Raw genomic sequence first — 15,275 nt, 5'->3', positions numbered from 1 at the left:
GAGATCGGCCGTGCCGAGCTCAGGGGTCAACCCTATTTAAGGATTCAAAACCATCATAACCGGCACCCTCAAAGGAGGTTTGGTATTTTCGGGATGTGAATATACGTTTTCAACACTACCTGAATGTCCTAAAATGCCCCCTCAATGTCCGCCCTTGGGTCTGAGCGACGAGATAGCGGCTTTGGCGGCTATCCCCGACATCCCCTCGGGAGGTCGTCATGAGGGCTGCCGAAGCCACGCCGATCGAGCTCGACGACGACTGGGCCAAAGAAGTACCCGCCGGTGGCGGGCCAAAACGCGCGCTCGAACACTCGGATGACGGGGTCCCCTGCGCGGTCCCGGCCCGAGGCAGCATCGAGCAGTCGGGCGCGAGTCGACGGACCTTTGCTCGCTTGCCCACGGGCGACGGCAGCGAGACCTGGAGGCCGCTGGACAAGCGCGCGCGCCTGGTCACGGGCAAGCGGGTCCCGGGCACGCGCTATCGACTGATCCGCTGGCTCGGCGAGGGCGGCATGGGCGAGGTGTTCGAGGCCATCCACGTCGACATCGAGCGGCCCGTCGCGCTCAAGGTCCTCAAGCGCGGGGCCGACGACGCGCTGCGTCACCACTTCATCACCGAGGCCCGAACCATCGCCCAGATCGAGTCACGCTTCGTCGTCGACGTGCTCGACTTCGGCGAGCTCCCCGATGGCCGGCCCTTCTACGCGATGGAGCTGCTCCAAAACGAGAGCCTGCACTCGCTCATGCGCAGGGACGGGCGGCTCTCGCTCGAGCGCGCGCTGCCGATCCTCCGCCAGCTGTGCAAGGCGATGACGGCGATCCACGAGGCCGGGCTCGCGCATCGCGACCTCAAGCCCGAGAACGTGCTGCTCGAGCTCGAGGCCGGTCGCCACGACATGGTCCGGGTCGTCGACTTTGGGATCTCGGACGAGTTCGGACCGCGGGCCCGACAGATCGCGGGCACGCCGATGTACATGGCGCCCGAGCAGATCCTCGGCGAGGCCTTCGACGGCCGCCTCGACATCTACGCCCTCGGGTGCCTGGCCTACGAGATGCTCAGCGGCGAGCCGCCCTTCGCCGGGACCACCCACGAGTTGTTCAACCAGCACATCGACGCGCCGCCCGACTCGCTGACCGGGCGCTGGCCGGACCTCCCGGGTGAGCTCGACGACCTGCTCGGCCGCTGCCTGGCCAAGCAGCCCGAAGACCGCTGGCCCAACGCGGTCGAGCTCGAGGCCGCCCTGTGCGAGCTCCAGATCATCGCCGGGTTCACGACCCCGTGGGACGACCTCGCGCTCCCGGAGGTCGAGCCCGAGCGTCGCGACCGGATCGCCGCCGAGATGCCGCGACCGCAGCGCGAGGTCGGGCGCCGGCGCAAGCTCGCGGGCGGCCTCGGTCTCGCGGTCGTCCTCGCGGGCGCGGCGATCCTCGCGTGGCCGAGCGCCGAGGCCGAGCCCGACGGCGGCGCGGTCGTGGACGCCGGGGCCTGGGTCGAGGCCTACGCCAACGACGCCCGGGCAGCGGCCGCGCGGGCCTACTGGGTCTACCCGCCGTCCGACGAGCCCGAGTTCAAGACAGCCCGGTCGTGGGTCCTGGCGATCGAAGACCGGGCCGAGCTCAGCGACTACGCCGCGTGGACTCAGGCCAAGGCCCTGCGGTCCGAGTTCGCCGCGACCCTGGTCCGGCTCGGAGATCGCTACTGGGAGATGGAGAACGGGCGCCCCTTTGCGGTCGAGTACTACATGCAGGCGCTGCTGTTCGAGCCCGAGCACGAGCGCGCGAGCGAGCGGGTCGCGCTGACCCCCGCGCAGCTCGCCGACGTCGGCGCCCGGGCCGAGCGCGACGAGTTCTCCGAAGCCGAGCTCGCGAACGGCGAGATGCTCGCCGCGCTGGCCGAGACCGACGAGAAGGCCCGGCGCAAGCGCATCGTCGGGCTGCTCGAGGACGAGCCGCGCCGGCCCTACGCGGCCCAGACGATCAACCACGCCGCGAGCTTGGTCGGCGCCGAGGAATTCGCGGCCGAGGTCGCCGACGCGGTCGAGGCCGCGGTCAAGTCCGACGAGCCCGACGCGCCCGAGTCGAGGGTCACCGACGCCAGGCGGGCCCAGGAGCTCGCCCGCCAGGGCCGCCTGGCCCTCGCCAAGGGCAAGCGCGATCGGGCCGAGCGCCTGTTTCACAAGGCGATCGAGAGCGACGGCCGCAACCACGACGCGATCTCGGGCCTCGCGGAGCTGCACTTCGATCGCGGCAACTACGGCAAGGCCCTGACCTACGCCAAGAAGGCGACCAAGCTCCAACCGCGCGACGCGAAGCTCCGGATCCTGCTCGGCGACGTCTACCTGAAGGTCCTGCGCTACCCCGACGCGCGCGCCGCCTACCAAAAGGCGGGCGAGCTCGGCAGCGGCCTCGCGAGCAAGCGGATCGCGCGTCTCAACCAACTCACGCAATGAGCCGTCCACGCGACCTCCTTTGCGCCCGCCTCGCCCTCGCCCGCCTCGCCCTCGCGGTGTTCGCCGCGATCGGGCTGGCCACGCCGGCTGCCCACGCGTCTGCGCCGCCCGCTGAGGCGACCCCAGACCCAAGCGAGGCCAGCGTCGCGCTGCTCCCGGTCGTGTTCGCGGACGCGCTGCCCGAAGATGACGAGCGCGCGCTCGAGGACGTGGTCGGGGTCGCCTTCGAACACCCCGAGCTCGAGTTGGTTCGGGGCCCCAGGGTCGAGCGCGCGCGCGCGAGCAATTGCCCCGGCGAAGCTGACGAGGCCTGCCTCCGGGCGATCGGGCGCGAGCTCGGGGTGACCCACGTCGTCACGGTCGTGGTCCACGCGCGCGACCGCGACTTCGAGGTCGAGCTCCAGGCGCTGACGGTCGCGGGCTCCGGTCGTCCCAGCGAGATCGAAGTCGAGTGCCTCGTGTGCGGCATCGCCGAGGTCCAGGACCGCGTCGCGGCCCAGGCGGCGCTGCTGCGCGAGCGCGTCCTGATCGACACCCAGCCCGGGCGCATCGCGATCGAGGGCAGCCCCGACGCGGCCACGGTCAGCATCGACGGCCGCCGAGTCGGGCGCCTGCCCTACGAAGCCGAGCTCGGCTCCGGCGAGCACCAGCTGCTCGTCAGCTCGCGCGGCTACTACGACGCCCTCGTGCCCGTGAGCGTGGCCCCCGGCACCGTCGAGCAGGTCTGGGTCGAGCTCGAGGTCGACCCCAACAGTCGCGGGCGCCGGTCCTGGCAGCGTCCTGTCGGGTGGGCTGCCGTCGGGGCCGGAGTCGCGGGCATCGGGGTTGGAGTCGGCTTGCTGGTGATCGACGGCCGGCCCTACCTCGGTCGCTGCGACGACCCCGCCAACCTCGGCGTCAACGGGGAGTGCAAGTGGCTCTACCAGTCCCTCGGCGCGGGCGTCGGCGTGCTCGCCCTGGGCATGGTCGCGGCCAACGTCGGGACGACCTTGCTGATCCTCGATCGTTGGAACCGGCGACAGGCGCCAACGTCCGCCGCGACCGCGCGTCGACGCGAGCGCGCCGCCAGCTTGAAGCTCCGGGTCGGCCTCGGCCAGCTCGAGCTCTCGGGCCAATTTTGAAGATGTGAGGTTGGATATGTCGAAGCTTCATCTCGAATGGTTGGCGGCCCTCCTGCTCTCGGGCTGCGCGGTCATCAACCCCGACTGGGTCGCGCGCGCGGACACCGAGACCGGCGAGGCAGGCGAGGGCGAGACCGCGGCCGAGACCGCAGCGAGCGGCACCGCCGACGGCGACGGCGACCCGGGAGATGGCGACACCGGCGACGGCGACGGCGACCCTGGAGATGGCGACACAGGGGACGGCGACGGCGACACTGGCGACACAGGGGACGGCGACGGCGACACTGGCGACGGGGACGGCGACGGCGACACTGGGGACGGCGACGGCGACACTGGCGACGGCGACCTCTGCTCGATGACGCCGCCACCGCTGGGCCCCTGCCCCGACGACTGTGTCAGCTGTACCGCGACCCACTGCCTGCTGGAGTGCGGCTCCAGCGAGTGCGATCACGAGTCGATCACCTGCCCGCCGGGGTGGTCCTGCGATCTGCGCTGTGTCGGCAAGGACGCGTGCAAGGACGCGACCGTCTCATGCCCGCTCGAGCACGCCTGCGACCTCTTGTGCGAGGGCGAGACGGCCTGCGAAGACCTCGTGCTCAAGTGCGGAGACGGGCCGTGTCAGGTCGACTGTCCCGGCAACAAGTGCCCCTGCCGCGGCCTGGTCATGGGCTGCGGGCCGCAAGACAGCGGCGTCGATTGCGAGCAGCCATCCGACTGCCAGCCCGCGATGGTCACCCCCTACCCAGACTCGGGCTGTGCGTGCGGGAACACCTGCGTGGATGACTGAACAGCTCTGCCGCTGCTCGCGCGACCGTGCCATCATTGGGGCGGACACGCGCAGGAGCCAGCATGAGCGACCACGACCAGCACGACGAGCAACCTCACCAGGGCGGCGGCCCCAATACGAGCTTCTTGGACTTCGAGCTGCACAAGGTGATGTACGACGAGGCCGAGTCGATCGTCCGCGAGGCCTACCGCGAGCTGCTCAAGGACGCGGCCAAGCGACGGCTCGAGCAGCGCTGGGGCGATCGGATCGCCGCGCTGGCCAACCTCGCGGTCGACGAGGCCATCGCCGACGCCGACGCGAACTTCGAGATCCAGGCGCAGATCGAGGCCCGCAACGAGGCCCAGCGCTCGATCGAGGAGCGGATCCAGACGATCATCCGTGGCCGCGCCGACGCGGACGAGGCCGACAGCCCCGACGACGACGCCCCCGCGGACTGAGCTCCGAGCGCAGCGGTAGCGTACCCCCCGCCGCCAAGACTCACGCGGCCAAACGGTCCGACATGGGCCGACGTGAGCCGACCACACGAACCCGAGCCAGACCCGGGCTGGATCGCAGCCTGCTATGGTTCGGCGTGGCCGAGGAGCTGTATCTACGCCTTTTTAGCGAGCTCAACGACTCGCGCTTCGACTCGCGCGAGACCAGCGAGGTCCTCGCTCAACTCGGCGCGCCGGCCGTGGCCTTCCGCGGCTTCGCCCACGCCCGGCGCCACGCCTGGGCCAGCGCGCGCGCAGACTTCCGCGCGGCCCTCGGCGAGCAGTCGAGCGGCGACGCCGGGCCCTCGCCGCTGATCTCGTGGCTGTGCGGCGCGGGCCTGTTCGTGGCCCGGGACTACGATCGAGGCCTGACCGCGCTCGCCCACGCGGCCGCGAGCGCGGGGCCCGACGACGAGGTCGGCGTCGCAACCCGGGCCCGCAAGATCGCGCTCAAATTCGCGACCGCGATCGGCTGGTCCCAGGAGGCTCGGGAGATCCGCGAGGCGATCGCCAAGTTCAACATTCACGGCGCCAAGCACCTGCGGGCCCACTCCCTCGAGCTCCAGCGTCAAGCCGCGATCCGACGGCGCGCGCAGCAGGCCGTCGCGGGTCCCCCCGAGCAGGCCGCGGCCAAAGCCTACTCGCTGCTGTACCGCGACGGCCCCGCGGCCGCGACCACAGCCCTCGACACCCTGCTTGGTCGCCACCCGGACCACCCCGAGGTCCTCGGCGCCCGGCTCCGCCTCGAGCTCCTGCTCGATCAGCTCGAGGCCGCCGAGGAGCGGGCCGCCGCGCTCTCGGACGAGGTCGCGCCGCAGCTCCGAGCCGAGCGCGCGGCCCTGGCCCTGGCCTGGGGCGACGCCAACCAAGCCATGCTGCTGACGCAGGAGCCCGGCGACGACGGGCGCCTGCTCTACCTCCGCGCCCTCGCGGTCCGACTGCTGCTCAACGATCCCGGCGAGAGCGCGGCCCTGCTCGAGCAGGCCCGCGTCGCGATGCCGCGCTCGATCGCCATCAACCTCGCGCTCGCCGTGGCCCGCCACCACCACGACCCGACCCGCTTCGACGAAGATCTCGAGCGCCGCTTCGACGAGCTGCTCGAGTGGGCGCCGGGGCTGCTCGCTGACGCCGCGGCCGGCGTCCGGCTCGAGCTGTGGAGCGACCAGGGCCCGGTCCTGACCCGCGAAGAGAAGGCCACGATCTTGGTCCGCGCCCACGGCATGCTGACCGCGGAGTGCGACGTCGCCATCGCGACCTACGCGTGCCGCGCCAGCGACGGGCGCCTGAGCCTGCGCCACGTCGCGCCCCCGAGCGCGGGCCAGCCCCACCTCGCCAGGCTCCACAAGGACGACGCCGAGCACATCTCGCAGCACGAGGCCGTGTTGGTCTGGTCGATCGGCGTCCAGCCGCCGCGGCCCGAGCACCCCGGCGCGCGCGAGGCCGAAGCCGAGGCCGAGGCCGAGGCCGCGGTCTGGACCCCGCGCTACCTCAGCCCCGAGCAGATCGAGCAGTTCCTGACCGACGGCTTCATCATGCTGCCCGGGGTCTTCGATCCCGAGCTCGCCCGACGCTGGCGCGAGGACGGCAAGCGACGCATGCGCGAGGAGCCAGAGAAGTGGATCCGCGGCTACGATCCGACCGACAAGGCCCACTCCTTCGAGAACTTCTCGGCCGACGACCCCGAGACCTGGAACCGGGCGCGAGTCGATCTGCTCGGGCCCGAGACCCTCGTCATCGAGGAGTTCGCGCCGAAGGCGTGGGCGGCGATCTGCGATCTCCTCGGCGGGCCCGGGCGGATCGAGACCCGCACCTGGGGCAACTACTTGATCCTCAACCTGCGCGACGATGACCCGCTCGCCAGCCTCCGCCCGGGGCCGCACGCGTCGAGCTGGCACATCGACGACCCCAGCCCGGCCACGCGCATCGACCGCATCCGCAACGGGCTGGTCTGCATCGCCTTGTTCGACAAGCTCCTGCCGCGCTCGGGCAACACCTGGCTCGCCCCCGACTCCGTCGGCCACGTCGCCCGCGAGCTCGCCGCTCACCCCGAGGGCGTCGACTTCGTCAACAACCGCGGCGGCCATATCACGGGCAAGTGCGAGCGCTTTTGCGACGTCACCGGGGAGGCCGGCGACATCTTGCTCATGCACCCCCTGATGATGCACTCGGCCTCACCCAACCGCAGCGGAAGGATCCGCTGGATGGCCAACCCGATGGTCTACCTCAAGCAGCCCCTCGACCCCTTCCGGCCGGTCGAGGAGCTCTCACCGGTCGAGCTCGCGATCCACCGCGCGATCTCGTCTTCGGCCTAGCAGCCCGGGCTGCTAGTACCCCAGGCCGGCGCGGCGGTAGAGCGCCGCCAGCAGCCACATCGGGCCGATCAACAGGAACTGCAGGTCCTCGAAGAAGGACGGCTTCTTGCCCTCGATCTTGTGCCCGATGAACTGGAAGATCCACGCGACCACGAAGATCACCAGCGAGCTGACCCACAGCGGGATCGGGAGCTCGGCGAGGCCCGCGACGATCGCGAGCATCACCGCGCTGACCGCCACCATGCCGAGCGCCAGGGGGATCGAGATCAGCGCGTAGTACCCGATCGCGGCCACCGCGACGATCGTGCCCCAGTGCAGCCACGCCGACTCGAAGGGGCTCGGCAACGCCGCGAGCAGGCCGAGGATGCTGATCATGATCCAGGGGATGCAGACCCAGTGGATCTTCTTGTTGGTCGGGTTCTGGTGGCTGTCTGCGTAGGCGTCGAGCCACTCTTGGGCAGTTCGCATGTCGGTCCTCGTCTCGCTGGGCCTCGAAAGTGAGAAAATACCTTGGATCGAGATTGGCGTCATGCGGGTATCCATGTAGCTTCGCGCCCGTGCTGCTCCATCAACTCGAGGGTAAGAGGGTCGGGATCTGCGTATCTGGCGGGCTCGACAGCAAGACCGTAGCGACCCGGCTGCGCCAGGCGGGCGTCGAGTGCGTGTGCTTCACGGCCGACCTCGCCCAGCCCGACGAGGACGACATCGAGGGCGTGCTCGACAAGATGCGGCCGACCGGGGTCGAGACGATCATCGTCGACCTCAAGCACGACATGGCCGACGCCTGCTTCCGCATGATCCGGACCCAGGCGATGTACGACGGCGGCTACTGGAACACGACCGGCATCGCCCGGGCGGTCACGGTCCACGGCCTGCTCGGGCCGATGCGTGAGCGCGGCTGCACGGTCCTCGCCCACGGCGCGACCGGCCGCGGCAACGACCAGCTCCGCTTCGAGCGCTACACCAACGTGCTCGCCCCCGACATGGAGGTCTACGCGCCGTGGCGGGACCCCGCGCTGCTCGACCAGTTTCCGGGCCGCAAGCAGATGATCGAGTTCCTCGCCGAGCACGACATCGAGGTCGACCTCGGCCCGCGCAAGCGCTACTCGACCGACGCCAACCTCGCCGGGCTCTCGCACGAGGCCGAGGACCTCGAGGATCTCGGGACCCCGATGAGCATCGTCGAGCCGCTGATGTGCGCGTGGCCCCAGACCGCGCCCGACGAGGTCGAGACCGTCACGCTCCGCTACGACCGGGGCAACTGCGTGGCGATCAACGGCGTCGAGCTCGACCGCCTCCAGTGCATGTACAAGGCCAACGAGATCGGCGGCCGCAACGGCGTCGGCCTCCGCAACGCGCTCGAGAACCGCATCATCGGGACCAAGAGCCGCGGCGTCTACGAGGCCCCGGGCCTCGAGCTGCTCGGCACCGGCCTCCGCGCGGTCTACCAGGCCGTGATGGATCGGCGCTCGACCCAGCTCTTCCACACGATGTCGCAAAACTACGCCCAGCAGATCTACGACGGGCGCCTCTACGACCCCCAGGCCCGGGCGATCCTCGCCGCCGTCGACGTCCTCGCCGAGTACGCGACCGCGACCGTCGAGCTCGGCCTCTACAAGGGCAACATCTTGTTCCGGGCCCTGCGCGACTGCCCCCACTCGCTCTACAACCCGGCCGACGCCTCGATGGAGGCCAGCGACGGGCTCAACCCCGTCAGCTCCCAGGGCTTCGTCGAGGTCCAGCAGGTCGAGGCGATCGCCCTCGCCCGCGCGGGCCAGATCGTCGACTGAGCGCCGACGGGCCGGCATCACCAGCTGAGCGTCAAGGTCAGCCGCGGCCCCGCGTCAGACTCACTGGACGCGAGCTTGACGCGGCTGTTCTCGGGCCCATCGGCGTCGATGACCGACACCAAGGCGAGCCCGTAGTTGGGCGCGCGCTCCCACGCCGGGAGCAGGCCGAGCAGGTCGAGCATGTTGTCGCCCACGACCGGCGAGAAGTCGGCCAGAGGCTCGGGGTCCACGCCCGGGGCGTTGGACCAGGTGATCGTGTCTTGCGACCACTCGCCCTCGACGCGGTGGAGGGTCGTCGGCGCTTCGCTGACCTGGCAAGACAGGTAGAGCGAGGCCTCGTCGAGCACGGCGCCAGGCGGGAGCTGGTCGAGGCCTGGCAGCTTGATGTAGCTGTGCTCGGGCGAGCCCCCGCCTCTGACGTAGAGCTGGTTGTCGAGCCCGTAGAGATCGTCGGGCGTGCTCGAGTCGATCTCGGCGTCCTCGAGCCCGGTGAGCTCCACGGTCCCGAAGCACAGCCCCTCGGCACAGGCGAACTCCTCGCCCATGAACGCGCAGCTCTTGTCGCAGGCCCCGCAGGTGCCCGGGTCGAGCGCGTCGGACTCGCAGCCCGGCTCGTCGTCGCAGTCGAGCGTCCCGACCGGGCAGTCTCCGTCGCCCGTGTCTCCGTCGCCCGTGTCTCCGTCGCCCGTGTCTCCGTCGCCCGTGTCTCCGTCGCCCGTGTCTCCGTCGCCCGTGTCTCCGTCGCCCGTGTCTCCGTCGCCCGTGTCTCCGTCGCCCGAGTCTCCCTCGCCCGTCTCTCCCTCGCCCGTCTCTCCCTCGCCCGTGTCTCCCTCGCCCGTCTCTCCCTCGCCCGTGGCGCCATCCGCGGCAGAGTCATCCGCTCCGAAGCGAGAGTTGGGCGCGATGAGACAGCCACCCAGCTGAAGCACGATCAGCACAGGCAGCACGAACACGCGCTCGGCGCCGGCCTCCGCCTCCGGTTGTTCCACGAACTCTTCCACGGCCTCCGTGTTCGATTATAGACAACCAAAGGGGTCGAGGCGCGCCGCGGGCTGCTATGATGCCCCCTCGTTGACGGGAAGGCAGGGCAAGGCTCGGCGACCGCGGAGCTCACAGCGACAGGCATGGCGCCCACGCGAGATCGCGACCGAAGGCCTCCCCGGGACCCTGGTCGCACATCACGGGGTCGCCGTGGACGTGCGCCTCGAGTCCGGGGAGCGGCGCTCGGTCAAGGTCCGTCGGCGCTCCGGTCACGTGGTCGGCGATCGGGTCGAGGTCGTCGGTGAGCGCCTCCAGCGGCGCGAGCGAGACACGGAGCTGCGCCGCCGCGACGCGATGGGCCGGACCCACGTGGTCGCGGCCAACCTCGACGTCCTCGGCGTCGTGATCGCGCCGCTGCCCCCCTCGCCCGCGGGCTTCGTCGATCGGGCGCTGATCTCGGCGCGAGCGGCCGCGATCGCGCCCTTCCTGGTCGTCAACAAGGCCGACCTCCCGGGCGCGGCCGAGCTCGTCGCGGATGTCCGCGAGACCTGGATCGACGGCCCCGGCGGCCTCGAGCTGCCGCTCTTCATCGTCTGCGCCGCCGCGCCCGACGAGCCCGAGCACGCCCGGGGCCTCGCCGAGCTGCTCACCTTCTTCGCCGGTCAGCGCCGCCCGCGGCGCGGCGCCTTCATCGGAACCTCGGGCGTCGGCAAGAGCTCGCTCGTCAACGCGATGCTCCCAGACGTCGCGCTCCCGGTCGGCGAAATCAACGAGTACTCGGGCCTCGGCCGCCACACCACGACCACGGCCACGCTCCACGAGCTGCCCGGCGGCGGCGAGCTCATCGACACCCCGGGCTTCCGCGACTTTGGCCTCGTCGACATCAGCGAGGCGGCGCTGTCCGAGCACTTCCCTGGCTTCCGCGAGGTCGTGTTCGACAGCGGCCAGCGCTGCCGCTTCAACGACTGCCGCCACCTCAGCGAGCCCGACTGCGCGATCAAGGCCGCGGTTTCGGACGGGCGCCTCGCCCCGGCTCGGCTCCAGCGCTACCTCGAGCTCCTCGAGGGCCTGTAGCCCTGGCCTTGGGCATCGCCTTGGCCCCGGGCATCACCTCGCTGGCCTCGACGGGCTGCGCGGGCCTCGGCCCCGGCACGCACACGTCCTCGCTCATCGGGCTGGTCGAGAACCACACGAGCCACGGATCGTGGGGCGGGACCCCGCAGTGCGCCGCCTTCGGGCAGTCCTCGTCGACCTCGCAGGTCCGCGTGCAGTAGCGGCCGTCCTCACCGCCGACGCAGCGCCCGTCGAGCGCCGCGCAGTCGAAGCCGCCGCCGCAGGCCTCGCCGAGCGCGGGCGCGGTCAGCAGCTTGAAGGCCCACGGCAGCCCGACCAGGACGACCGTCGCCACGGCCAGAGCCAGGATCGGCGACCACCCGCGGCGCTTGGCTTCGCTCACGAGACCGCGCTCCGATCTCGCCCGGCGACGCTGGGCTCACGAGCGGGTCGCACCCACCCGCCGTGCTCGCGCTCGAGCGCGCACGCGGTTGCGATCGTCACGTGATCCCGACCGGCGCCGCCGACGACCTGGAGGCCGAGCGGCAGCCCGGCCCGGCTCAGGCCCATCGGCACCTGCGTGACCGGCAGCTCCATGATGTTGAAGATACCCGTGTAGTCGAAGTCGAGCGGGCGCAGCAGCGGCGCGTAGTGGCGCGGCGCCGGCCGGGGGTGAGTGGGAAACAGCAGCACCCCGCGCGGGCCGAGGAGCTGCTCGAGCTGGGCGCGCAGCGCCAGGCCCTCGGCGACCAGGCGCTGCTGCTGCTCGCCCGCGCTGACGAAGATCGGCATGTCCTCGACCGCGGCGAGGACCAGCGCGGGCAGCGTGTGCTGCGAGCGGCGCATCACCCAGCGCAGCAGCTCGCGCCCGACGGGGATCGGCTCGCCCTCGCCGAGCAGCTCGCGAAAGGGGGTCTGCGCCGCGCTCGCCATCGCCGCCGACCACAGCTCGAAGCCACGCGCGAGCTCGGGGATCCGTCGACGCACGACCTTGGCCCCGAGCGACGCGAGCGTCCGCGCGGCGTCGTCGAGGGCCTCGCCCATCTCGAAGTCGACCGGCACCCGGCCGTTGTCCTCGACGACGAAGACCTCGAGCGAGGCGAGGTCGACGGACTCGGGGTCGCCGAGCTCGAGCTCGCGGACGCCCGCGTCGTGGCCGTCGGGGCCGGCGAGGATCCGCATCAGCGGCATCAGGTCGGCCGCTCGGCGCGCGATCGGTCCCGTCGAGAGGTAGCGCAGCGCCGCGCCCTCCGACAGCGGGTGCATGCCCGTGCCCGGCACGACCCCGCCCGTCGACTTGTGACCAAAGACCCCGCAGAAGAAGGCCGGGAGCCGGATCGAGCCGCCGATGTCGGCGCCGAGCCCAAAGGGTGAGGCGCCCGCGCCGACGATCGCCCCCTCCCCGCCCGAGCTCCCGCCGACGATGCAGCGCAGATCGTAGGGGTTGTTCGAGCGCCCGTAGACCCGGTTGTTGCTCTCCATCCACATGCACAGCTCGGACACGTTGGTCAGGCCGATGCAGATCGCCCCAGCCGCCCGGAGCCGCGCGACCGTCGTCGCGTCCTCGCTCGCGATCACGTCGCGCCGCCGAACCAGGCCCGAGGTGTTGGGCAGCCCGGCGACGGCGAAGGACTCCTTGATCGTGCACGGGACCCCAAACAGCGGCGGCAGGGTCTCGACCTCGGCGAGCTCGGCGAGGCGCTCGTCGGCGAGCTCGGCCTCGCGCAGGGCCGCCTCGTAGCGCTCGACGACGATCGCGTTGATCTCGGGGTTGACCGCGCGCGCGTGGGCCACGTGGGCGCCGACGACCGCGCGCGCGCTCAGCTCCTTGCTGCGGATCGCGGCCGCGAGCTCGAGCGCAGACATCGACAGCGGATCGGCCGCGGGCATGGCTGAGGTTGTACCCCAACTCCGAGGGGCCCGGGGCCCCGATCTCGGGCCGTCCGTATACACATTTGATTCAATCTGCGCGATTCACCACACCATCCGGGGCCCGCGCAGCCACCTGCGGCTACTCTAGCCACCCGGGGATCCGACCAAAGGGGCACTTCCAACCGCGTTTGAGGGGATCCAACCCATCGCTTCACGCGCTGCGATCATTTCACCCACCAAACTTCAACGCCGTGTCAGCAGCGAATCAAGCGCCGCAACAATAATGATTGTGATTGAACCGATTCGCACACTCGCGCGTCCCAACTACCGATGACGACGAAGCGTGATACCAAGGCCAGTCTCCAACGACCCGAGGGCCTGAGCGAGGCCAAAGAGGACTCGCTCGTGCTCGCCTTCGCCGAACTCGCGCAGCTCGAGCGCGCGCGCTCCGAGTTCGCCGCCGCCAAGCGTGACGCGATCGAGCGCGTCGACAACCAGGCCCGCGAGCTCAACGAGCTGCGCGCGCGCCTGGTCGCCGAGCGCCCCCGAGCCTGGGCCCGCCGCCGCCATGAGCAAGCTCGCCTCCGCGAGCTCCGTGAGCGCGCGACCGCGGCGACCCTCGCCGTCGCCCGGGTCGAGCACCACGAGCGCCTGTCTGTCTACCAGGCCGAGCTCGCGGCCAAGCGCCGCGTGCTCGCCGAGCTCCAGACCCGCGCGCCCGTCCCCCAACCCGGACGCCGCGTGCTCGAGTGGAGCGTCCCCGCTGCCGCGACCGTGCTCGTCGCCTTCCTCGGCATCAACCTCCTCGGCGAGGAGCAGGCCGACGCCCACGCCGCGGACCCGGTCGAGGCCGCGGCGCTCGCCGCCAGCGAGGACGCGGCGCCCGAGCTCATCGCCGAGCCCACGCCCCTGCCCGAGGTCGCGCCCGCGCCCCTGCCCGTGCCCGAGGTGGCGCCCGAGCCCCTGCCCGAGCCCGTGGCCGAGGCCGAGCCCGTGGCCAAGCCCAAGAAGACCTCCAAGTCCAAGTCGACCAAGTCCAAGTCGACCAAGCCCAAGTCGACCGAGTCCAAGCCCTCCGAGACCAAGAAGCACTCCAACCCCCTGAAGCTCGGCGACTTCGGCGGCGACCCCCTGGGCTGAGTCAGCCCCCCGACATCAGCGCCCAGGCCACTTGTAGCGGCTCACCGCACTCGCCCGGCTGGAACGCGTCGAGCGCCCAGAACTCGACGGGGTGCTGGTCGAGGTCGAGCGCTCGGACCTCCCCGACGCCGACCCGGGCGGCCTGGCCGATGTCGAACTCGTAGAGGGTCGGCGCCGTCCCGTCACAACAGTCATCGGGGAAGTCCGCGCAGGGGCAGTCGTCCGCGACGACCAGGGCCGGGTTGAACGCGGCGATCCCCGGCCCGTTCACGGCGTCGACCTTGGGGACCTCGAGGAGCGAGGTGTTGCGCGCCAGGAGCACGGGCGTCGTGTTGTTCGAGCCCGAGGCGACCTGGACCAGCAGCGTGTGATACTCGCAGTCCTCGGCCTGATCACCGAGGCGTCGACCGGACACCCGCAAGCACGCGCCGACGCCCGCGAGCTCCCCGACCGGCACGGGCTCGACGACCAGCGGCGCCGGGATCAGGTCCTCGCAGTTCACGCAGTTGGCGTCGCAATTTTCGACGCTCCAGTGGTTGGCCTCGAGGTCCACGACCTTGAACCACCGATCGTAGAGGCCCGCGTTGGGCCCCAAGTCGTTCGGTGGGCACGGCGGCGGGACCTCGATGAACATGCCTTCGCCACCTTGGAGCTCACAGACCATACCCGTGTCCTGCTCGGCGCTGTCGTCGACCTCGGCCTCGGTCTCGGAGTCGAGCTCGGTGTCGGCTTCGCTCGAGCCATCGGCTTGCGCCTCGGTCTCGGCCGGGTCCCCGAAGGCCGGGTTGGGCCGGGTGCAGCCCGCGGCCGCGATCGCACATAGCAAGACAAGTCGAGCACGCATGCGCGGGTTTTAGCGCGAAGGGGTGGCGCGAGGGCCGTGCTCCGACCGGGCCAGCGCTCCTACGCCGCCCCGAGCTCGGGCCTCGACTCCAACCCCGAGGCCCGCCAAAGCACGCACCACGTGCCTTGGCCCCACCTCCGAGGCCCGCCAAAGCACACACCACGTGCATTTGCGCCACCTCCGAGCTGCGCCCCCCCACGACATCGAGCTCGAGCCCGACCTCGGATCGCCCCCGCGCCCCCAGGTCCGGGGGTCAAACCCGAGTCCGAGCCCCGCTCAGCCCCGAAGTCGGGCCCCGGCGCCGACCCGGAGCCGCCAAACTCTACGCATTGCGTGGCCCGAGCCCGAGTCCCGGGGGCCCGGTACCCACAAAGCCGGGGTTGCGGGCCGTCCGCGAGGCCCCGAGAGGCACGAATTGCGTCCCGCCAACCAAGTCCGAGGACCCCGACCCC

The 15,275-nt window shown here is 71.2% G+C and carries 13 protein-coding genes; 8 read left to right on the top strand and 5 right to left on the bottom strand.

The features are described from left to right. The first annotated feature begins 218 nt into the window (after positions 1-218). The 5 genes from ENSA5_RS28825 to ENSA5_RS28805 all read left to right on the top strand — a co-directional run bounded on the left by ENSA5_RS28825 (position 219) and on the right by ENSA5_RS28805 (position 7,143). Entirely contained in the window at positions 219-2,450 is a 2,232-nt protein-coding gene (locus ENSA5_RS28825) for a serine/threonine-protein kinase (RefSeq protein WP_106394925.1), read from the top strand. Next, positions 2,447-3,571: a PEGA domain-containing protein gene (locus ENSA5_RS28820; protein WP_106394924.1), complete on the top strand. Its 1,125-nt coding sequence runs from the start codon at positions 2,447-2,449 to the stop codon at positions 3,569-3,571. Before ENSA5_RS28825 ends, ENSA5_RS28820 begins: the two co-directional genes overlap by 4 nt. A 16-nt stretch (positions 3,572-3,587) precedes the next feature. Next, the gene (locus tag ENSA5_RS38435; protein ID WP_181198253.1) at positions 3,588-4,358 is read left to right on the top strand and encodes a hypothetical protein; all 771 of its coding nucleotides are present in this window, start codon (positions 3,588-3,590) and stop codon (positions 4,356-4,358) included. Between the two features lie 62 nt (positions 4,359-4,420). Beyond that, positions 4,421-4,795, top strand: a complete 375-nt coding sequence (locus ENSA5_RS38430; RefSeq protein WP_181198252.1) for a hypothetical protein — start codon at positions 4,421-4,423, stop codon at positions 4,793-4,795. A 134-nt stretch (positions 4,796-4,929) separates the two neighbouring features. Next, positions 4,930-7,143 (top strand): phytanoyl-CoA dioxygenase family protein, encoded by a 2,214-nt coding sequence (locus ENSA5_RS28805; protein ID WP_181198251.1) that lies wholly within the window; start codon positions 4,930-4,932, stop codon positions 7,141-7,143. A 12-nt stretch (positions 7,144-7,155) separates the two neighbouring features. On the opposite strand, the gene ENSA5_RS28800 is transcribed toward ENSA5_RS28805, so the two are convergent. Then, complete coding sequence (locus ENSA5_RS28800) at positions 7,156-7,611, bottom strand: Mpo1 family 2-hydroxy fatty acid dioxygenase (RefSeq protein ID WP_106394921.1); 456 nt, start codon at positions 7,609-7,611, stop codon at positions 7,156-7,158. A gap of 89 nt (positions 7,612-7,700) precedes the next feature. On the opposite strand from ENSA5_RS28800, the gene argG reads away from it, so the two are divergent. Beyond that, positions 7,701-8,933 carry an argininosuccinate synthase gene (gene argG, locus ENSA5_RS28795; protein ID WP_106394920.1) on the top strand — a complete coding sequence of 411 codons (1,233 nt, stop codon included), beginning with the start codon at positions 7,701-7,703 and terminating at the stop codon, positions 8,931-8,933. A gap of 17 nt (positions 8,934-8,950) precedes the next feature. On the opposite strand, the gene ENSA5_RS36475 is transcribed toward argG, so the two are convergent. After that, entirely contained in the window at positions 8,951-9,934 is a 984-nt protein-coding gene (locus ENSA5_RS36475) for a DNRLRE domain-containing protein (RefSeq protein ID WP_146156217.1), read from the bottom strand. A gap of 190 nt (positions 9,935-10,124) precedes the next feature. On the opposite strand from ENSA5_RS36475, the gene rsgA reads away from it, so the two are divergent. After that, positions 10,125-10,988, top strand: a complete 864-nt coding sequence (rsgA, locus tag ENSA5_RS28785; RefSeq protein WP_258183044.1) for a ribosome small subunit-dependent GTPase A — start codon at positions 10,125-10,127, stop codon at positions 10,986-10,988. Here rsgA and ENSA5_RS28780 read toward each other — a convergent pair. Both ENSA5_RS28780 and ENSA5_RS28775 read right to left on the bottom strand, forming a co-directional pair. Then, positions 10,912-11,370, bottom strand: coding sequence for a hypothetical protein (locus ENSA5_RS28780; RefSeq protein WP_106394918.1), 459 nt, complete (start codon positions 11,368-11,370; stop codon positions 10,912-10,914). The genes rsgA and ENSA5_RS28780 overlap by 77 nt on opposite strands. Then, the gene (locus tag ENSA5_RS28775; RefSeq protein ID WP_106394917.1) at positions 11,367-12,857 is read right to left on the bottom strand and encodes an amidase; all 1,491 of its coding nucleotides are present in this window, start codon (positions 12,855-12,857) and stop codon (positions 11,367-11,369) included. Before ENSA5_RS28775 ends, ENSA5_RS28780 begins: the two co-directional genes overlap by 4 nt. A 312-nt stretch (positions 12,858-13,169) precedes the next feature. Between ENSA5_RS28775 and ENSA5_RS38425 the strand changes: the two genes are divergently transcribed. Continuing rightward, the gene (locus ENSA5_RS38425; RefSeq protein WP_181198250.1) at positions 13,170-13,979 is read left to right on the top strand and encodes a hypothetical protein; all 810 of its coding nucleotides are present in this window, start codon (positions 13,170-13,172) and stop codon (positions 13,977-13,979) included. A 1-nt stretch (position 13,980) separates the two neighbouring features. Here ENSA5_RS38425 and ENSA5_RS28765 read toward each other — a convergent pair whose 3' ends face one another. Next, complete coding sequence (locus ENSA5_RS28765) at positions 13,981-14,823, bottom strand: hypothetical protein (RefSeq protein WP_146156216.1); 843 nt, start codon at positions 14,821-14,823, stop codon at positions 13,981-13,983. Between the last annotated feature and the right edge of the window lie 452 nt (positions 14,824-15,275).

This window comes from Enhygromyxa salina (genome assembly GCF_002994615.1).
Classification (GTDB): Bacteria; Myxococcota_A; Polyangia; order Nannocystales; family Nannocystaceae; genus Plesiocystis; species Plesiocystis salina_A.
Note: the sequence above shows the minus strand (reverse complement) of the source record. Positions and strands in the feature narration are given on the sequence as shown.